Origin of the sequence: Bacillus sp. SH7-1 (genome assembly GCF_008042405.1) — a bacterium.
GTDB lineage: Bacteria > Bacillota > Bacilli > Bacillales > Bacillaceae_G > Bacillus_A > Bacillus_A thuringiensis_N.
Genome location: NZ_QNUD01000042.1, coordinates 52,378 through 72,064, shown reverse-complemented (window position 1 = coordinate 72,064; position 19,687 = coordinate 52,378). Strand labels below are relative to the sequence as shown.

Here is a 19,687-nt window from a genome sequence, read left to right as displayed (position 1 = left end):
GGGATTCCAATGCCATTTTTAGGAAGTGTATATCAAATATTTGGATTGTATCCGGAAATTTATTATGGAATGATTTCAGCTGAAATTGCGGAGCAGCAAAGATTGGAACAAGCGGAAAGCGAAGAACCAGAAACAGAAGTGTAACTGTATAGGAAACTTCAAAATAAAAATGATAACACGCTACTTGCTCTTTAAACGTATAAGAACAAGTAGCGTGTTTTTGCTATTTAATAATGCCGTTTTCTAAAATTTTAATAGTAGGTGCTACTTTCACATTAGCTTTTGAAAAGACACTCGGCCAATCGTCTTCATTCCACTCTTTAAATAAGAGAGGACGAAGAATGTTTACGTTAATAACAGTTTTGTCTACAAGTCCTTCCATATATATAAGTGCCGCTTCCTGTCCGTTTTTTAATGGAAAAGTGCGTGTGATTAATTCTGGAATACCGCTAAACAATTTGGACAAGTGCTTTAAATTAAGGGAAAGGGAAGAAGAGATAGATTTATTTAATGTGTAATCAGCTTGCTTTTGGGTAGAAAAAGATTTTTCACCACGAATCCATTTATTAAAAGGCCCCATTTGTTCGCTTACTCCTTGTTATGTTTTATCCCGCTTTAATGGGCAGTAAGACCCCCCCCTCAAAATTCAGCGGAAGCAAAGAAGTTAGGTAGGGGATCAACTGCCCATAAAAGCCCGATTGGTTCAACTAATAATCAGTGGGGGATGAAGAAAACCCCCCACTGATTAAAGTTTCACTTTATATGGGTTATTATGGATAGTTCCAAGCTGACATATGCGTAGTTTAAATTTTATATTGTATATTTTTAACTTTAACGCTATAATTATAGTGTTAAAGATGGAATCGTGATATGACCTGTTATGACTCTATCGTTTTATTTATGAATAAATGGATTGGTATTTTAGCAAGATGTGCTAATAAACTACTCCACCATGATAATAACGTGCCGAAATGTGGTGCGTATATTTTCGTGGTGGAGTTTTTTTATTCTCAAAAAGGGGGAAAGACCATGAATAACAACATGGTTCATATTACAATTGACGGAAAAAAGTATACAGCGGAGCCCGGTTCAACGATATTGGGTGTTATTAATGAGAACGGGATTGAACATCCGCAAATTTGTTACGTGCCAGAAGTGGATCCTATTCAAACATGTGACACTTGTATTGTAGAAGTTAATGGAAAGTTAATGCGCTCTTGTTCGACAGTGGCGACGGAAGGTATGAACATTGAACTGGCTTCTGGTCGAGCGAAAGAAGCACAAACAGAGGCGATGGATCGGTTACTAGAAAATCATTTATTATACTGTACAGTATGTGACAACAACAATGGGAACTGTAAGCTGCATAATACAGCAGAATTAATGGAAATCGAACATCAAAAATATCCTTATGAACCGAAAGTAGATGTAAGTGAAGTTGATATGACGCATCCGTTTTATCGCTATGACCCTAATCAATGTATTGCATGTGGTCAATGTGTTGAGGTATGTCAAAACTTACAAGTAAATGAAACATTATCGATAGACTGGGAAGCGGAACGCCCACGAGTGATTTGGGATGAAGGAGTAAATATTAATGATTCTTCATGCGTTAGTTGTGGTCAATGTGTAACGATTTGCCCTTGTAATGCTTTAATGGAGAAAACGATGCTCGGTGAAGCTGGATTTATGACGGGACTAAAGCCAGATATTCTTGAACCGATGGTAGATTTAATTAAAGAAGTAGAGCCTGGATATAGCGGTATTTTTGCGGTATCAGAAGTGGAAGCGGCCATGCGTGATACTCGTACGAAGAAAACGAAAACAGTATGTACATTTTGTGGTGTAGGTTGTTCATTTGAAGTGTGGACGAAAGGACGTAAAATTCTTAAAGTACAACCTTCTTCTGATGCGCCAGTTAACGCAATTTCTACTTGTGTAAAAGGAAAATTCGGTTGGGATTTCGTAAATTCTAAAGAACGAATTACGAAACCTTTAATTCGTAAAAATGGAACGTTTGTTGAATCTACATGGGAAGAAGCATTGAATGTAGTTGCAAGTAAACTAGGATCTATTAAAGAAGAGTACGGTAAAGATGCTATCGGTTTTATTTCTTCATCGAAAATTACGAATGAAGATAATTATGTGATTCAAAAATTAGCTCGACAAGTATTTGAAACGAATAATATTGATAACTGCTCACGTTATTGTCAATCACCAGCGACAGACGGATTATTCCGTACAATTGGTATGGGCGGAGACGCTGGAACGATTAAAGATATCGCACAATCCGGTCTTGTTATTATAGTAGGATGTAATCCGACAGAGGGTCATCCTGTTTTAGCTACACGTATTAAACGTGCGCATAAATTACACGGACAAAAATTAATTGTGGCTGATCTTCGTAAAACAGAAATGGCAGAGCGTTCAGACGTCTTTATTAGTCCAAAGCAAGGAACAGATCAAGTATGGTTAATGGCTGTTACGAAATATATGATTGATCAAGGCTGGCACGATCAACGATTTATTGATGAGAATGTAAATTTCTTTGAAGATTTCAAAGAGAGTCTTACAGAATATACACTTGAATACGCAGAAGAAATGACTGGTATTTCAAAAGAAACACTTATTCAAATGGCTGAAATGATTCGTGATGCAGATGGTACATGTATCCTTTGGGGTATGGGAGTAACGCAAAATACAGGTGGGTCTGATACTTCCGCTGCGATTTCAAACTTACTTCTTGCAACAGGTAATTATCGTCGTCCAGGTGCTGGTGCATATCCGCTTCGAGGTCATAATAATGTACAAGGTGCTTGTGATATGGGTACTTTACCAGGATGGCTTCCAGGATATCAGCACGTTACGAACGATATGGAACGTGCGAAATTTGAAATGGCTTACGGAGTGAAAATTAATAGTGAACCAGGTCTTAATAATATTGAAATGCTACACGCAATTGATGAAGGGAAAATGAAAGCTATGTATCTTGTTGGAGAGGATATGGCTCTTGTAGACTCTAATGCGAACCATGTACATGAAGTGTTATCGAGCCTTGATTTCTTCGTTGTACAAGATGTTTTCTTATCTAAAACTGCTCAATATGCAGATGTTGTATTACCAGCAGCGCCATCTCTTGAGAAAGAAGGTACTTTCACAAATACAGAACGCCGTGTACAAAGACTATATCAAGTTCTTCCTACACTTGGAGATGCAAAACCGGACTGGTGGATTGTGCAGGCAGTTGCGAATAGATTAGGTGCGAACTGGAATTATAGTCATCCGAGTGAAATATTTGCTGAAATGGCCAGTTTATCACCACTATTCTCACAAGCAAATTATGAAGTACTTGAAGGATGGAATAGTTTCCATTGGGGAAGTTTTGATGGATCGAATACACCACTACTTTTCCAAGAAGGATTTAACTTCCCGGATAAAAAAGCTCGTTTTGCGATTGCTGACTGGGTGCGCCCAGCTGAATTCCCAGCGGAGTTCGATCTTCACATTAACAACGGCCGTATGCTTGAGCACTTCCATGAAGGGAATATGACAAATAAATCAACAGGTATTCAAACGAAAGTACCTGGCGTTTTCGTTGAAGTTTCTCCAGCACTTGCAAAAGAACGTGGAGTGAAAACTGGTTCATTAGTCCGTCTTGTCTCTCCGTTTGGAGCGTTAAAATTACGTGCACTTGTAACAGACCGTGTAAAAGCGAATGAGTTATATTTACCGATGAACTCTACAGATAATGAAACAGCAATTAATTTCTTAACAGGTCCTGCGGTTGATACGCGTACGAACACACCTGCTTATAAACAGACGAAAGTGCGTATGGAAGTGCTAGAAGTTGATGGCGAAAATCCGATGCCAAAAGCGAACCCACGTAATAAAAAACGTCATCCTCAATCTGGTATTGAGGTACACCGTAAGTGGGCACGTCAAGGGTATGTGCATTTAACGGATAAGTAGGAGGAGAAAAATATGGCTGCACCTATAAAAGTGATTCAAAAACAAGAATTAACTGAGGAAGAAATAAAACAGCGAAAATTAGATGATTTAAAAGAGCTTCTAGCTAATAATGAAGATGCTCTAAATCAAATGTTTAATATAGTAGGGGAATTGAATGATATTGGCATGCTAGAAGCAGCTAATTCTATGCTAAAGGCGAAAGAACCAATCGCAAAGATTATTCTTGGCCAAGTAACTCGTGAGCCTGTAACAAATTTGATTAATAATATGATGGGGGCTGCAGGTGCTTTAACAGAACTTGATCCGGAACTTACGAAAAAGCTTATAGGTAGCTTATTAGTAGGGCTAGAAGAAGGTAATGAACATCTAGAGAGTAATAAAAAAGTAGGGGTATTCGATCTTATGAAAGTATTGAAAGATCCAGACATTAACCGTGCCATCGGATTTGGGCTTCATTTCTTAAAAGGTATGGGTAAAGGGTTAAAAGACGAGTAACCTTCATGAAGTGAATCTTTTCGCCCAAATGTTTGTACAAAATAGTTTGGGCGGAAGGCTCATTTTGGTAAAATATATAATAAAGTAAAATGAGTCTTTTGGGAGGTATAATTGTATGTCAAAAAAAGTACATGAATTCAATGATATGATACGAAAACTTCGAAAGGAACTTTTCGGAAAGGGACCAGAACGAATTCATACTGTTTTTGCTGAAAATATGGCGATTGCGACCCTTTATGGAAACTTAACACCTACTGAAAAATTCATTTCAAGTACGATGGACGGTGCGGAAATGGTTCATATGGCTAGAACGAAAATGATTCAAGAAGTGTATGCTGCGAATTCCCGTGAACATTTGGAGGAACTTGTTGGAGCGAAATTAGTGAATTTGTTTTCAGATATGAAAGTCGAAGAAGATATTGCAGTTTCAGTATTTGTTTTTGATAAAAATATAACGTGAGAGAAGGATACTGATCGTGAAACCGATACAGGTAGAAAGAGAAATCTTTCGTTATGAACAAGGGGCGTTTAAGCATATAGAGGACAGCATTGTAACAGAGTTTCCAGTCACGATTAAAATGAACGGACAGGAGTTTGTTACAATGGTTAGTACTCCAGAATATATAGAAGACATGGTAATAGGCTTTTTAGCATCTGAAGGAATTATTCGGAAGTATGAAGATATTGACGACATATGGGTACAAGAGAAAGAAGGATTTGTACATGTCACAACGAAAAAAGTGAATCCGTATTACGAACAAATGCAAAATAAACGTTATATTACTTCATGCTGTGGTATGAGTAGACAAGGGTTTGTTTTTGCAAATGATGCACTAAGCGCGAAGAAAATGAATGGCGTACATGTACAGGTTGCTGCAGAAGACTGTTTTCGGTTAATGACAGAAATGCAGCAATCTGCAGAGACATTTCGTCATACAGGCGGCGTTCATAATGCATCTTTGTGTGATGTGAATGGCATTATTTTAAGTCGAATGGATATCGGTAGACATAATGCATTAGATAAAATTTACGGTTATTGCTTAAAAAATAATATTTCTATAAAAGATAAAATCATTGTTTTTAGTGGTCGTATTTCTTCGGAAATATTATTGAAAGTTGCAAAAATTGGTTGTGAAATTATACTTTCAAAATCAGCTCCAACTGAGTTGGCTTTGCAGCTGGCTGAAGAATTAGGTATTACAACAATAGGGTTTATTCGGAATCAATCCTTAAATGTATATACGCATCCAGAGCGTGTTTTAAATATAAAATAAGTAAAAGCGAGGCAATAAATATGAAATCTGTCACATTAGACAAACTACAACGCCCTTTAAAGGATTTACGTATTTCTGTTACTGATCGCTGTAATTTTCGCTGTCGCTATTGTATGCCAGAAGAAATATTTGGTCCTGATTATTCGTTTTTGTCTAATGATAAAATTTTATCTTTTGATGAGATTGAAAGGATAACACGTATTTTTGTTTCTTTAGGTGTAAGAAAGTTACGAATTACGGGCGGAGAACCGTTACTTCGAAGAGGTCTTCCGCAGCTTATTGAGCGCCTTAATAAAATAGATGGTGTGGAGGATATCGGTTTAACAACCAATGGATCGTTACTTAAAAAGTTTGCTCCTGATTTATATAAGGCGGGTTTATCACGTGTGACAGTTAGTTTAGATTCCTTAGAAGAAGAGCGGTTTTTCTATTTGAATGGTAATAGAAGCAAAATACAAAGGGTTCTGGAAGGAATACAGGCTGCAGCTGAAGTTGGTATGAAAATTAAAATAAACATGGTCGTTCAAAAGGGGAAAAACGAACAGGACATCTTGCAGATGGCGCAATACTTTAAGGAAAACAAGCATATTCTTCGTTTTATTGAGTATATGGACGTTGGAAATTATAACGGTTGGGATTTAAAAGAGGTTGTCTCTAAACAAGAAATAGTAGATACGATTCATCAAGTTATGCCATTAGAACGGATAGAAGCGAATTATGCAGGTGAGGTTGCGACTCGCTATCATTATATTGGAAGTGATGAAGAAATAGGTATTATTTCATCAGTAACAGATTCCTTCTGCTCCTCATGTACGAGAGCCCGTATTTCTGCAGAAGGAAAGTTATATACTTGTTTGTTCGCTTCTAAAGGAAATGATTTGAGAGAACTGCTTCGATCTGGATACAATGATAAGGAAATAACAGATATCGTAAGCAATATATGGAACAACCGAGAAGATCGTTATTCAGATGAACGCTTAAGTCATACAAGTAAAAAAAGAGTGCCTAAAATTGAAATGTCACATATTGGTGGTTGATATAAAAGAGTGACGCTTTGATGAAGTATATAAAAAATGGAAAATGTGCAACGGTTGTAGATTTTCTATTTTATAGTAAAAGTGATGATTGATATCTCTGTAAAAAGATGTGCAGAGAAATTAAGCAGCATTCAAAAACCTTTATTTTGAGGAGGTTTTTTGAAGCTGCTTTTTTATTTGGAGAAAATGGAGGAATTAGTAATGGCATTTCATAAACCGGAACAAATTGCTGAGCTTGTAATTGAGGCCGGTGTTCAAAAAGTAAGTCAGACGTTGCCAGCGATGCTTATTCTCGGTTTTTTAGGAGGAGCATTTATTTCATTAGGATTTTTACTTAACATTCGAGTTTTAGGTAATTTGCCTGATCGCTGGGGGAGTTTAGTGAATATTTTAGGAGGCGCGGTTTTTCCTATTGGACTCATGCTCGTAGTATTAGCAGGAGGGGAATTAATTACCGGAAATATGATGTCAATGTCTATGGCACTCTATGCAAAGAAAATCACATTGGTTAGTGTGCTAAATAACTGGATTTGGATTACTTTCATGAATTTTGTTGGAGCTATTTTCGTTGCATATTGCTTTGGTCATCTTGGAGGATTAACAGAGGGAGATTATTTAAATAAAACGGTAGCGATAGCAGAAGGAAAGTTACATGAATCATTTGGGAGAACTTTAATTTTAGCAATTGGTTGTAATTGGCTCGTTTGTCTGGCGCTTTGGCTCGCTTATGGGACGAGCGATTTTGTCGGAAAGATAATCGGAATTTGGATTCCAATTATGGCATTTGTAGTGATCGGATTTCAGCAAGTGGTAGCAAATATGTTTGTCATCTCGGCAGTTATTTTTGCAGGTCATCTGACGTGGATGGATCTTGCTAGAAATTTTGTTCCTGTCTTTATCGGAAATGTAATTGGAGGAGCTGGCTTTGTTGGATTTGCGTACTTTGCTTGTTATCAAAAACAACATTCTAATATGAAATAGAGTTCGTGAGAGGAAGGGTATGTAATGGCTGATCGGTATTCACGACAACAGTTGTTCAAACCAATTGGGAATAGAGGGCAAGAAAAAATTCGAAATAAACATGTGTTAATTGTAGGAGCAGGCGCATTAGGAAGTGCAAGTGCCGAAAGTTTCGTACGTGCAGGTATTGGCAAGTTGACGATTATTGATCGTGACTACGTTGAATGGAGTAATTTACAAAGGCAACAATTGTACTCTGAACAAGATGCGAGAGAGAAGATGCCGAAAGCAATTGCTGCAAAAAATCGACTAAAACAAATTAATTCGGAAGTACAAATACATGCTTTCGTAATGGATGCATGTGTAGAGAATTTGGAAGGGCTATTAGAAAATGTCGATGTAATAATTGATGCAACAGATAATTTCGATATCCGATTTATAATAAATGATTTATCACAAAAACATAATATTCCGTGGATATATGGTTCTTGCGTTGGATCATATGGTATGAGTTATACGATTATTCCGCAAAAGACACCGTGTTTACATTGTGTGCTGAAGAATGTTCCAGTTACAGGTGTAACGTGTGATACAGCTGGAATCATTAGCCCGACTGTTCAAATCGTCGCAGCATATCAAGTGGCGGAAGCACTCAAAATTTTAGTAGAAGATTTTTCAGCAATTAGAAAAATATTTTTCATGTTTGATATATGGAGTAACCAAAACCATGTTATAAAACTAGGGAAAATCAAGACAGACGATTGCCCTTCGTGCGGTTTGAAACGCATTTATCCTTATTTATCATACGAAAACCAAACGAAGGTAGCTGCTTTATGCGGAAGAAATACAGTTCAAATTAGATCGGTAGAAAATAAGAAGTATGACTTTGACGATGTAGAAAAAGTATTAAAAAAACTAGGGAAGGTAGATCGGAATCCGTATTTACTATCTTGCCAATTAGATGATTACCGCGTCGTTATTTTTCGAGATGGTCGTGTTTTCATTCATGGTACAAATGATATTTCGAAAGCGAAGCAACTATATTATCGCGTATTCGGTTAATAGAAAGGGTTGTCAATAATGGAAAGAAGAGTGCCAATTGCGGTGGAAGAAGCTGTTCGTAAAGTAATGGGATTTGCTAATGAGGGATTAAAGGAGCTACTACCTATTGAATTAGCTTATGGGCGTATATTAGCGGAGGATTTAGTAGCTGACCATGATGTACCTTCATTCAATCGTTCACCGTATGACGGGTTTGCTATTAGAGCAGAAGATACGAATTTAGCAAGTTATGAAATGCCAATTGTATTTGAAGTAGTGGGTGAAATTGGCGCAGGATCACTATTCGGTGAGAAAGTAGGTCCGTTTCAAGCAGTTCGAATTATGACGGGAGCGCAAATTCCGAATGAGTGTGATGCGGTTGTTATGTTAGAACTGACTCGTCAATATGAGGAGGCTGGCAATAAGTATATGGAATTGAAGCGATCATTCAAAACAGGCGACAATATTTCTTTTCAAGGTGAAGATGCTCGTAAAGGAACAGTTCTTGCAAAGAAAGGGTCATACATTAATCCAGGCATTTCAGCTCTTCTTGCTACATTCGGTTATAGTGAAGTACCAGTTGCGAGAAAGCCTGTAATTGGACTGTTAGCGACTGGGAGTGAATTACTGGATGTCAATGATTCATTACAGCCAGGGAAAATCCGAAACAGTAATACGTACATGATATTGTCTCAAATTCGAAGAGCGGGCGGAAGAATAAAATATTTTGGGAAGTTTAGTGATGATTTTTATACGTGTTTTACAGCTGTGAAAGAAGCGCTTGGCCAAGTAGATATGTTAATTACAACGGGCGGTGTATCAGTAGGAGATTATGATTATTTACCAGCTATTTACGAAAAGTTAGGTGCATCTGTTCTTTTTAATAAAGTTGCAATGAGGCCAGGAAGTGTTACGACTGTAGCACAATTCAATGGCAAGTTATTATTTGGATTATCAGGAAATCCATCTGCTTGTTACGTAGGGTTTGAATTATTTGTAAGACCTTCTATTCGGACGTATATGTTTAGTGAAAAAGCACATTTAAAAAGAGAAAAAGCGTTATTAGGAGAAGATTTTCTAAAACCGAATCCATTTACAAGATTTGTGCGAGCAAAACTGATATATAACGAAGGTCAGTTAATTGCTTATCCGTCAGGGTTTGATAAATCTAGCTCGGTTTCTTCATTAGCAGAATCGAATGCTTTTATCGTATTACCAGGCGGGACAAGAGGATATAAAAAAGATATGTTTGTGGATGTTCTTTTATTGGAAGATAACGAAGGTAGTGAATGGCCTTGGACATTTCGCAAAGTGAGAGGTGGTTCCGATGGGACAAGTGCTATTTAAGATTGTTGATATACCGATTGTAGTTGAAGAAGTAACGAATAAAGTCGTAAGAAGAGAAGCAGGTGCGATTACAACATTTATTGGTACGGTGAGAGAATTAACAAAAGGAAAACGAACGCTACATTTAGAGTATGAAGCATATAAACCGATGGCAGTAAAACAACTTATGAGAATTGGTGAAGAAATTAGTGAAAGATGGCCGGATGCAAAAGTAGCAATTACGCACCGTGTAGGGCGGCTAGAAATAATGGATATTGCGGTAGTCATTGCAGTTTCATCACCGCATCGTAAATTAGCTTATGAAGCGAATGAATACGCAATTGAACGTATAAAGCGAATCGTCCCAATATGGAAAAAAGAATTTTGGGAAGATGGGACGATGTGGATTGGAGATCAACTTGAAAATACACCATATCCAGCAGGAAAACCGAAGAAGGAAGAATGAGAAAATGATTACAATTTTACTATTTGCAAATTTACGTGAGGAAGTTGGATTGGATCGATTCGTAATTTCAGAAAAAGAAGAAATGACAGTGCAGCAATTAAAAGAATGGCTCAAAGCGAGCTATGGTTTACAATCGCTTGATAAAGTGATGGTGGCTGTTAATGAAGAGTTTGTAACGAATGAAGAGATGATAAAAGCTGGAGATATCGTCGCATTCATCCCGCCCGTTAGTGGTGGATAATAAGTGTTTCTCGCAATGATAAGAAGATGTTGTATATAAATTAGAATACGAGAAGGGATGAGTTCTATGATTACTCAAAAACAAATAATGAATGCGTTAAAACATGTAGAGGATCCAGAATTACACAAAAGTATTGTAGAGTTAAACATGGTTAGAAATATACAAATGAATGGAACAGAGGTTAAACTTGAAGTAGTTCTAACGATTCAAGGTTGTCCGTTAAAAGTAAAAATCCAACAAGATGTGGAAGAATCACTTCACGCAATTGGTGCCTCTAAAGTGGATGTAACATTTGGTTCTATGACAAAAGAAGAACGTGCAGTCTTAACAGAGAAGTTAAAGAAAAATACTAGAACAGAAACTGGTATGCCGAGCATGCTTCGCCTCGATTCAGGGGTACGATTTATTACTGTAACGAGCGGAAAAGGTGGAGTCGGAAAATCAACTGTGACAATTAATCTTGCAACGGCTTTAGCTCGTATGGGCAAAAAAGTGGGGATATTAGATGCAGAAATATATGGTTTTAGCATTCCAGCTATGATGGAAACGAATCAAAAACCAACGATGATTGATCAAACAGCAATTCCAGTTATTAGTCACGGTGTTAAAATCATGTCGATGGGATTTTTTACAGAAGGAAATAATCCGGTTATGTGGCGCGGACCGATGTTAAATAAATGGATTCAAAATTTCCTTGCGAATACGCACTGGGGAGAATTAGATTATTTACTGCTTGATTTACCACCTGGTACAGGAGATGTTGCCATTGATGTTGCAGCAATGATTCCGCAGGCGAAAGAAATTATTGTTACAACACCACATAATGTAGCTTCATTCGTAGCATCTAGAGTAGGCGTAATGGCAAAACATACGAAACACGAGATTTTAGGTATTGTGGAAAACATGGCTTATTATGAAGAACAAGATGGATCGAAAAATTATCTGTTCGGAAAAGGCGGCGGCGAAATGTTAGCAGAACAATTGCAAACAGAAGTAATCGCACAAGTACCTTTTGCAAAATGTGAAGAAAATAGCGGTTCATCTGTATATGATGAAGATTCTCTTGTTGGAGAAGTGTTTACATCGTTAGCAGAAGATATTATTTATAAAGGATAGAGGAGGAATTTTTATGGCGTGTAATATCGATCATTCTATTGAGGATGTAATGAATAAACTTGAAAGTCAAAAGAGTTTTTTATCTGAAGAGATTTTTAAAGGGTTAAAAATTTTTTTGCAAGGTAATCACTCACAAGAAATGTTAAATGATGTATTTCATCTTTTAAAAAAGTATGACTTAGTAAGTGAAGAAGAAAGAGAGACGAGAAATACTCAATTATTGCTGATTATAAAATAAATACACTTTGGCTTTTGTTTTGTAACAGGAGGGGTAAATGTAATGGATATTAAAAAGATGATTGAAATGATAGAAGCAACAAAAGTGACTAAAGAAGAATTATCGATTTCTACTTTACATCAAGAGCTTGTGAAGTTATATAGTCAAAAAAATGTTGCTCATTATACGGAGCTATTAAAGTATATTTTATCATTATCCGTGCAGCTAAACCTACATCTTGTATTGAAATATTTTGGCGTGCGACCGGTTGTTGCGACAGATGAGCGTATGCAATTTCAAGAGATATTTAAATGCTTAGCTAAGAAAGACGATAATGGGGAATGGTTTTTAAATTTTATTTCTTTATATGTAGGGCTAATTGTAGTTCTTCATTTTGATGAGAAAGTAATTGAGAATAGTTTTTTCGATGCTATGGTAGTGGGTGAAGAGGATGAAATATAAGATTCTGCTCATAACATCTTTCTATTTAATTGCTATAACTGCGATTTTAATTGGTTATATAAATATGAAGGTAACGAATTAAAATAGTTTGATAAAAACTGTTCTTCAGTTGTTTCCATCGTTTTTTCATGTTACCATTAAGCGAATTTTTCATAGGGAGATAAAGCGATGAAATGGATTTATTTTATTATTATTAACGTTATAGCTTTTAGCCTTATGGGGCTTGATAAACGAAAAGCGAAGAAGAAACAGTGGAGAACGCCAGAAAGTACGTTGTTTTTATCAGCGGCAGCTGGGGGAGCAGTTGGAGCTTGGATCGGTATGTATATGTTTCATCATAAAACTCATAAAAAGAAATTTGTTTTCGGCATACCTTTACTTGTTGTAATAACGGTATGTTTATTATTCGTTGTATGAGAAATGTCGAAAGAAATGCAGATTGATTATTGGTAAAGTGAGCACGTGGGACCGTATAATGGAGAAAAAATGAGAAGAGGAGAAAAAGGAAGATGGGGAGTCAATCAGCAGAGCAAAAAAAAGGGATTATATATGCGGCTGGTGCGTATACGATGTGGGGAATACTACCAATCTATTGGAAATGGGTTGAGGAAGTCCCAGCAGATGAAATATTAGCACACCGCATCGTTTGGGCGTTCGTTTTTATGTTACTTGTATTAGGTGTTACGAAGAGATTTCGCCAATTTATTGGGGAGTTTGTGAATCTTTTTAAACGACCTAAATTATTAATGTCATTAACAATAGCTTCAGTCTTGATTAGCGGAAACTGGTTTGTCTACATATGGGCCGTTAATCATAATCATGTTATTGAAGCGAGTCTTGGATATTATATTAATCCGCTTATTAGTATTTTACTTGGTACAGTCGTTTTAAAGGAAAAGTTAAACTTCTGGCAATATGTTGCAGTTGGTTTAGCTGGAGTAGGGGTTATCATTTTAACAGTACGTTTCGGGGCTATTCCGTGGGTTTCTCTATCACTTGCCCTTTCATTTGGATTATATGGATTAACGAAAAAATTGTTAAACTATGATGCGACAATTGGACTTACGATGGAAACGATGTTAGTGACGCCGTTTGCGATTATTTATCTCGTTATGACAGGGGTACATGGTTTTGGTTCGTTTGGATCTATTTCCATGTTATCAACGTTACTATTAATAGGAGCAGGCATTGTTACAGCATTACCACTTTTTTATTTTGCAAAAGGAGCACAACTTATTCCGCTTTATATGGTAGGATTTTTACAATATATTGCACCAACGATTAGTTTAATTTTAGGTGTATTCGTATTTGGTGAACATTTCACATCTACTCATATGATGGCATTTTTCTGTATATGGGTTGCATTATTTGTATTTTCGGTAGCGAAAACAAAGTTCTTAGTGCAGAAACAACCGAAATTTATAAAAAATAAATCAGCAAAAGTATCATAATGCGTAGTATTTTCTACGCATTTTTCTTTATACTTATATTATATAGAATTTCCATTATAGTCAGTAAGGAGCTGAGAACATGGAAACAATCTTACATAATGATCCGCTTATGGCCGCTGTAATTTCATGGTTTTTAGCACAATTAACGAAAGTAGTCTTTAAATTATTCAAAACGGGTGAATTTGATTTTGCAAAGTTTTTCGCTTCAGGTGGGATGCCAAGTTCTCATGCTTCAACTGTTACAGCATTAGCGACAGGTGTTGGCGTTGTGGAAGGTGTAGAAAGTACTTTATTTGCAATTGCTGCTATTTTTGCCATTATAGTTATGTATGACGCTTCAGGAGTAAGGCTTGCAGTAAGTAAACAGGCGAAAATATTGAATGAGTTTTTTCACGGTAGACAAACAGAATATAAGAAGTTAAATGAACTTGTCGGGCATACACCGTATGAAGTAGTAGTCGGTGCTTTATTAGGGATTATTGTCGGAGTAGGATATTGTTTATGAGCAGAACATTTTATATGTTCTGCTTTTCTTTGTTTTTATACATATTCAGCTGCTTTTTTGAATATCGTTATACGGATTTCGAAAGGGTGGGTGAGCAACTTGTTATTATATGAAAAAGTGCATGAAGAAATAGCGAGAAGAACAACTGCACTTCAAACAATGCAACGACAAGATGGTACGTGGCGGTTTTGTTTTGAAGGAGCGCCACTAACAGATTGTCATATGATTTTTTTATTAAAGTTATTAGGTAGAGATAAAGAGATAGAACCGTTTGTAAAAAGATTAGTATCACTTCAAACAAATGAAGGAACATGGAAATTGTATGAAGATGAAGTGGGTGGTAATTTATCTGCTACAATTCAATCTTATGCCGCCTTACTTGCATCGAAAAAATATACAAAAGAAGATGCGAATATGAAGCGAGCGGAAAATTTTATTAAGGAGCGCGGAGGCGTGGCGCGTGCTCATTTTATGACGAAGTTTTTATTAGCAATTCATGGAGAATATGAATATCCTTCACTCTTTCATTTACCAACGCCAATCATGTTTCTACAGAATGATTCCCCCCTCAGTATATTTGAATTGAGTAGCTCAGCGCGTATCCATTTAATTCCGATGATGCTGTGTTTAAATAAAAGGTTTCGAGTAGGGAAAAAGTTATTGCCAAATTTAAATCACATTGCGGGCGGGGGCGGGGAATGGTTTCGGGAGAATCGGTCTCCGTTGTTTCAAACGTTATTAAGTGATGTAAAACAAATTATCTCGTATCCACTCTCGTTACATCATAAAGGATATGAGGAAGTCGAACGTTTTATGAAAGAGCGTATTGATGAAAATGGAACTTTATTTAGTTACGCAACTGCCTCTTTTTATATGATTTATGCTTTACTCGCGTTAGGACATTCTCTTCAATCACCAATGATTCGAAAGGCGATAACCGGGATAACATCTTATATATGGAAGATGGAAAGAGGGAATCATTTGCAAAACTCTCCTTCAACTGTATGGGATACCGCTTTACTCAGCTATGCGTTACAAGAGGTCCACGTTCCGAAAGATAATAAGATGATTCAACATGCATCAGCGTATTTATTAAAAAAACAGCATACAAAAAAAGCTGATTGGAGCGTACATGCTCCGGCGCTTACTCCAGGCGGTTGGGGTTTTTCGGATGTGAATACGACGATTCCAGATGTTGATGATACAACAGCTGTGCTAAGGGCATTAGCACGAAGTAGAGGAAACGAAAATGTAGATAACGCTTGGCAGAAAGGAATCAATTGGATTAAAGGATTACAAAATAATGATGGTGGCTGGGGAGCGTTTGAAAAAGGTGTGACGAGCAATATATTAGCAAATTTACCAATCGAGAACGCAAGCGATATGATAACAGATCCTTCTACACCAGATATTACAGGGAGAGTGTTAGAGTTTTTTGGGACATATGCGCAAAATGAATTGTCTGAAAAACAAAGTGCGGTAAATTGGTTAATGAATGTACAAGAGGAAAATGGATCGTGGTTTGGGAAATGGGGTATTTGTTATATATATGGTACGTGGGCTGTTATGACTGGTTTACGGTCACTAGGAATTCCATCTAGCAATCCTTCATTGAAACGAGCAGCTTTATGGCTTGAACATATACAGCATGAAGATGGTGGGTGGGGGGAGTCTTGCCACAGTAGTGTGGAGAAAAGGTATATTACTTTGCCATTCAGTACACCATCCCAAACAGCATGGGCGTTAGATGCTCTCATTTCTTATAATGACACAGAAACGCCAGCTATTCGAAAAGGTATTTCATATTTGCTTGCGAATTCTTATGTGAATGAAAAATACCCTACCGGAACAGGTTTACCGGGTGGGTTTTATATTCGTTATCATAGCTATGCATATATATATCCGCTACTTACTTTTGCACATTATATAAAAAAATATAAAAAATAAACCGAGAGATATCTCTCGGTTTATTTTGTTGGGTAGTAGGTCCCTGTTGAAAAGAATAAGGCCATGCTTTCCTTATTTTTCTGTTGACTGGCGTTTTTGACGTGCATCAGCGGCATTTGCACGTGCGTTTGCTTCTAAGTCATTGTGGTCAGCGAGTTCGCGAGAGAACTCAACATCAATGCCATCAGTTGCTTTGCTTTGTTTGAAATTCTTTTTGTTCATTCGACACAATCTCCTTGCAATTTATGCGACGTTGCAAAGTTAGTTTGACACAAATAGACTTTTTTATACAAAGAGGAATTGGAAAGGAAAAAGCCGAAATATACAGTATAAGTAATAGAAATGAGGGATAGGGATGGAGTTTTTAAATGGGAAAACAGCTGTTGTAACAGGAGCTGCACAGGGAATTGGAAAAGAGATTGCAAGAGTTTATGCAAAACTAGGGGCTAAAGTATTAATTAGCGATGTAAATGAAGAGAAGTTACAAAAAACGACACGTGAGTTATCGGATGAAGGATATGAAGTGAGCTTATATCGATGTGATGTGAGTAATCAAAATGAAGCGAAGTCGTTAATTGAATATGCGGTTCAAAAATTCGGAACATTACATATATTGGTAAATAACGCTGGGATTACAAGAGATGCAATGTTACATAAAATGGAGAAGTCTGCTTGGGAACAAGTATTACAAGTGAACTTAACTGGTGTTTTTTATTGTATGCAACCAGCACTTCTTTACATGAGACAACAAGGATATGGACGCATTATTAATATATCTTCAATCAGTAGAGAAGGAAACATAGGTCAGGCAAATTATGCGGCTACAAAGGCAGGAGTTGTAGGTTTAACGAAAACAGCAGCGAAAGAAGTTGGGAGTTTCGGTATTACTTGTAATGCGATTTGTCCCGGGTTTATGGATACAGATATGACAAAAACGATACCAGATAAAGTGAAAGAAAAGATGGTTGGCGCGATTCCAGTTGGTAGAATTGGAACACCGGAAGATATTGCAAACGCAGCAGCCTTTTTAGCATCAGAATACGCATCCTATATTACAGGAGAAGTATTAAATGTGAGCGGAGGACTGCAAGTTTAAAGAAATACATAACGAAAAGAACCTGACCAGGTAGGTCAGGTTCTTTCGTTAATTTAAGTTAAGCCAAACGCTCTTCACTTCTGTATAGTTATTTAATGCGTAAGATCCCATTTCACGGCCGAGGCCAGATTGTTTAAATCCTCCAAATGGAGATGCTGCATCAAAGACGTTATAACAGTTAACCCAAACTGTACCTGCACGTACTTTACTGGCAACATAGTGTGCTGTTTTAACATTTTCTGTCCACACACCAGCTGCCAAGCCGAATTGTGATTTATTTGCACGTTCAATTACTTCGTCAATATCGTTAAACGGTATTGCAGAAATAACTGGACCGAAAATTTCTTCTTTTGCGATTGTCATTTCATCATTTACATCAGCGAATACTGTAGGAGAAACGAAGTAACCTTGATCGAATGGATTACTTCCTCCGCAAAGTACTTCAGCGCCTTCTTCAATTCCTTTTTCGATATAGCCCATTACACGTTTTTGTTGTTCTTCAGAAACGAGAGGACCGATTGTTGTTTCAGGGTTAAGACCAACACCTTGATTTAGTTTTTTAGAATAGAGGACGAGATCAGCCATGACATTATCATACATTTTCTTTGGAACAAATAAGCGTGATCCAGCAGAGCATACTTGTCCTTGGTTAAACATAACACCAGACAGTGCACCAGGAATTGCACGAGATAAGTCGGCGTCTGGTAAAATAATGTTTGGTGATTTACCACCAAGCTCTAAAGTAACACGTTTCAATGTTTCAGATGCTTGTCGCATAATTTGTTTACCGACTGGAGTAGAACCAGTAAACGCAATTTTATCAACGAGTGGATGATTAACGAGAGCTTGTCCAGCTGATTCACCGAATCCAGGTACGATATTAATAACACCTTTCGGGAATCCAGCTTCTTCAATTAATTCAGCTAAGTATAGAGCGGATAGTGGAGTTTGCTCTGCAGGTTTTAAAACGATTGTACATCCTGTAGCAAGCGCTGCTCCCATTTTCCACATTGCCATAAGAAGTGGGAAGTTCCAAGGGATAATTTGACCAACGACACCAACAGCTTCATGGCGTGTATAGTTAAAGTAATCACCAGAAACAGGAATTGTTTGACCAACGATTTTCGTAGCCCAGCCGGCATAATAGCGCATATGTTCAATTGCGAGTGGTATGTCTGCTGCCATTGTTTCACGAATTGGCTTTCCGTTATCTAACGTTTCGAGCTGTGCAAGCTCTTCTTTATGTTCTTCCATTAAATCAGCTAATTTGTACATAAGACGGCTGCGCTCAGCAGTGCTCATGCGAGACCAAGGACCTTCGTCAAAAGCCATGCGAGCTGCGACTACAGCTTTATGAATATCTTCGCGACCAGCTTCAGAAACGATGGCAAGCGTTTCGCCAGTTGCAGGGTTAGGCGTTTTAAATGTTTTTCCAGAAGCGCTTTCAATGAAAGATCCATTCACATATAACTTTTTCGTGCCTTGAAGAAACTTTTCTACCTTTTCATGAAGATTTACAGCTAGTTGACTCATTGTATAACCCCCTTGAAAATATAATGTAAACGCAGTACGAGACGGCGTTTATTCCGAAATCAAGGATGTAGGAACTAGATGGAAAGCCTCTAATTAAAATCATAATTAACAATTACTGAAAATTCAAATTTCATTTGTGTTACAATTGTAAAAAATATGTAATGTAAGAGAATCTTCTATATGATTATAAAAAATCCTGCTTGTTTTTGCTTTCTAGTAGGAAAAACTAGAAAAACAATGGTACAATAATACATCGTGAGAGGAGGGAGAAAATGAAGAATTATCATGATGATCCACGCTTTCGAATCGCCCATAGAGAAGCGTTAATTGGACTTGGACTTGCTATTATCAATTTTATAATATGGTATGGATTTGCTTATGGGCTTGGTAGTAAAAATCCAAGTGAATATACATATGTATTCGGTTTTCCAGCATGGTTTTTTTATAGCTGTATCGTTGGATTTATCGTTATGGTTATTTTACTTAGTTTAGTTGTTCGTTTTGTATTTCAAGATATTTCACTCGATGAGGAAGAAAAAAGTGAGGAATAA

22 protein-coding genes and 1 pseudogene are annotated in these 19,687 nt (G+C 37.1%); 20 read left to right on the top strand and 3 right to left on the bottom strand.

Annotation, left to right across the window (positions count from 1 at the left end; all coding sequences use genetic code 11):
• Positions 1 to 9 precede the first annotated feature (9 nt).
• On the top strand, positions 10 to 144 hold the full coding sequence (locus DN390_RS26545) for a phosphonate ABC transporter permease (protein ID WP_147808911.1): 135 nt from the start codon (positions 10 to 12) through the stop codon (positions 142 to 144).
• A gap of 124 nt (positions 145 to 268) precedes the next feature.
• Here the strand turns inward: DN390_RS26545 and DN390_RS26540 are convergent.
• Positions 269 to 580, bottom strand: a pseudogene (locus DN390_RS26540) (spore germination protein); the annotation flags it as partial.
• 449 nt (positions 581 to 1,029) lie between these two features.
• Here DN390_RS26540 and fdhF point away from each other — a divergent pair.
• The 17 genes from fdhF (at position 1,030) to DN390_RS26455 (ending at position 16,507) form a co-directional block, all read left to right on the top strand.
• On the top strand, positions 1,030 to 3,969 hold the full coding sequence (gene fdhF, locus DN390_RS26535; protein ID WP_147808909.1) for a formate dehydrogenase subunit alpha: 2,940 nt from the start codon (positions 1,030 to 1,032) through the stop codon (positions 3,967 to 3,969).
• 12 nt (positions 3,970 to 3,981) lie between these two features.
• Positions 3,982 to 4,464, top strand: coding sequence for a helical membrane plugin domain-containing protein (locus DN390_RS26530; RefSeq protein WP_147808908.1), 483 nt, complete (start codon positions 3,982 to 3,984; stop codon positions 4,462 to 4,464).
• Positions 4,465 to 4,579: 115 nt separating this feature from the next.
• Positions 4,580 to 4,924, top strand: coding sequence for a Na-translocating system protein MpsC family protein (locus DN390_RS26525; RefSeq protein ID WP_000039582.1), 345 nt, complete (start codon positions 4,580 to 4,582; stop codon positions 4,922 to 4,924).
• A gap of 16 nt (positions 4,925 to 4,940) precedes the next feature.
• Positions 4,941 to 5,738 carry a formate dehydrogenase accessory sulfurtransferase FdhD gene (fdhD, locus tag DN390_RS26520; protein ID WP_147808907.1) on the top strand — a complete coding sequence of 266 codons (798 nt, stop codon included), beginning with the start codon at positions 4,941 to 4,943 and terminating at the stop codon, positions 5,736 to 5,738.
• A 20-nt stretch (positions 5,739 to 5,758) separates the two neighbouring features.
• Positions 5,759 to 6,775: a GTP 3',8-cyclase MoaA gene (gene moaA, locus DN390_RS26515; RefSeq protein WP_218944383.1), complete on the top strand. Its 1,017-nt coding sequence runs from the start codon at positions 5,759 to 5,761 to the stop codon at positions 6,773 to 6,775.
• Between the two features lie 201 nt (positions 6,776 to 6,976).
• Complete coding sequence (locus DN390_RS26510) at positions 6,977 to 7,756, top strand: formate channel (protein ID WP_060633169.1); 780 nt, start codon at positions 6,977 to 6,979, stop codon at positions 7,754 to 7,756.
• Between the two features lie 24 nt (positions 7,757 to 7,780).
• Positions 7,781 to 8,797 carry a molybdopterin-synthase adenylyltransferase MoeB gene (locus tag DN390_RS26505; protein ID WP_147808905.1) on the top strand — a complete coding sequence of 339 codons (1,017 nt, stop codon included), beginning with the start codon at positions 7,781 to 7,783 and terminating at the stop codon, positions 8,795 to 8,797.
• A gap of 18 nt (positions 8,798 to 8,815) precedes the next feature.
• Positions 8,816 to 10,123 (top strand): molybdopterin molybdotransferase MoeA, encoded by a 1,308-nt coding sequence (gene moeA / locus DN390_RS26500; RefSeq protein ID WP_147808904.1) that lies wholly within the window; start codon positions 8,816 to 8,818, stop codon positions 10,121 to 10,123.
• Complete coding sequence (moaE, locus tag DN390_RS26495; RefSeq protein WP_147808903.1) at positions 10,104 to 10,568, top strand: molybdopterin synthase catalytic subunit MoaE; 465 nt, start codon at positions 10,104 to 10,106, stop codon at positions 10,566 to 10,568. Before moeA ends, moaE begins: the two co-directional genes overlap by 20 nt.
• Before the next feature lie 4 nt (positions 10,569 to 10,572).
• Positions 10,573 to 10,809, top strand: coding sequence for a molybdopterin converting factor subunit 1 (gene moaD, locus DN390_RS26490; protein WP_002194735.1), 237 nt, complete (start codon positions 10,573 to 10,575; stop codon positions 10,807 to 10,809).
• 66 nt (positions 10,810 to 10,875) lie between these two features.
• Positions 10,876 to 11,925, top strand: coding sequence for a P-loop NTPase (locus tag DN390_RS26485; RefSeq protein ID WP_147808902.1), 1,050 nt, complete (start codon positions 10,876 to 10,878; stop codon positions 11,923 to 11,925).
• 13 nt (positions 11,926 to 11,938) lie between these two features.
• Positions 11,939 to 12,163: a group-specific protein gene (locus DN390_RS26480; RefSeq protein ID WP_147808901.1), complete on the top strand. Its 225-nt coding sequence runs from the start codon at positions 11,939 to 11,941 to the stop codon at positions 12,161 to 12,163.
• 42 nt (positions 12,164 to 12,205) lie between these two features.
• Positions 12,206 to 12,604, top strand: coding sequence for a hypothetical protein (locus tag DN390_RS26475; RefSeq protein ID WP_147808900.1), 399 nt, complete (start codon positions 12,206 to 12,208; stop codon positions 12,602 to 12,604).
• A 168-nt stretch (positions 12,605 to 12,772) separates the two neighbouring features.
• A complete protein-coding gene (locus tag DN390_RS26470) occupies positions 12,773 to 13,021 on the top strand; it encodes a DUF1294 domain-containing protein (protein ID WP_000871327.1) in 249 nt (82 codons plus the stop codon).
• Between the two features lie 92 nt (positions 13,022 to 13,113).
• Positions 13,114 to 14,055 carry an EamA family transporter RarD gene (rarD, locus tag DN390_RS26465; protein ID WP_060631786.1) on the top strand — a complete coding sequence of 314 codons (942 nt, stop codon included), beginning with the start codon at positions 13,114 to 13,116 and terminating at the stop codon, positions 14,053 to 14,055.
• A 79-nt stretch (positions 14,056 to 14,134) separates the two neighbouring features.
• Complete coding sequence (locus DN390_RS26460) at positions 14,135 to 14,560, top strand: divergent PAP2 family protein (RefSeq protein ID WP_000447815.1); 426 nt, start codon at positions 14,135 to 14,137, stop codon at positions 14,558 to 14,560.
• Between the two features lie 99 nt (positions 14,561 to 14,659).
• Positions 14,660 to 16,507 carry a terpene cyclase/mutase family protein gene (locus DN390_RS26455; protein WP_147808899.1) on the top strand — a complete coding sequence of 616 codons (1,848 nt, stop codon included), beginning with the start codon at positions 14,660 to 14,662 and terminating at the stop codon, positions 16,505 to 16,507.
• A 72-nt stretch (positions 16,508 to 16,579) separates the two neighbouring features.
• On the opposite strand, the gene DN390_RS26450 is transcribed toward DN390_RS26455, so the two are convergent.
• Entirely contained in the window at positions 16,580 to 16,729 is a 150-nt protein-coding gene (locus tag DN390_RS26450; RefSeq protein WP_001035815.1) for a YfhD family protein, read from the bottom strand.
• Positions 16,730 to 16,862: 133 nt separating this feature from the next.
• Here DN390_RS26450 and fabG point away from each other — a divergent pair, with 133 nt between their 5' ends.
• A complete protein-coding gene (gene fabG, locus DN390_RS26445; protein WP_016086869.1) occupies positions 16,863 to 17,603 on the top strand; it encodes a 3-oxoacyl-ACP reductase FabG in 741 nt (246 codons plus the stop codon).
• A gap of 48 nt (positions 17,604 to 17,651) precedes the next feature.
• Here the strand turns inward: fabG and dhaS are convergent, their stop codons facing one another.
• On the bottom strand, positions 17,652 to 19,136 hold the full coding sequence (gene dhaS, locus DN390_RS26440; RefSeq protein WP_147808898.1) for an aldehyde dehydrogenase DhaS: 1,485 nt from the start codon (positions 19,134 to 19,136) through the stop codon (positions 17,652 to 17,654).
• Between the two features lie 272 nt (positions 19,137 to 19,408).
• Here dhaS and DN390_RS26435 point away from each other — a divergent pair, with 272 nt between their 5' ends.
• The gene (locus DN390_RS26435; protein WP_000800722.1) at positions 19,409 to 19,687 is read left to right on the top strand and encodes a YhdT family protein; all 279 of its coding nucleotides are present in this window, start codon (positions 19,409 to 19,411) and stop codon (positions 19,685 to 19,687) included.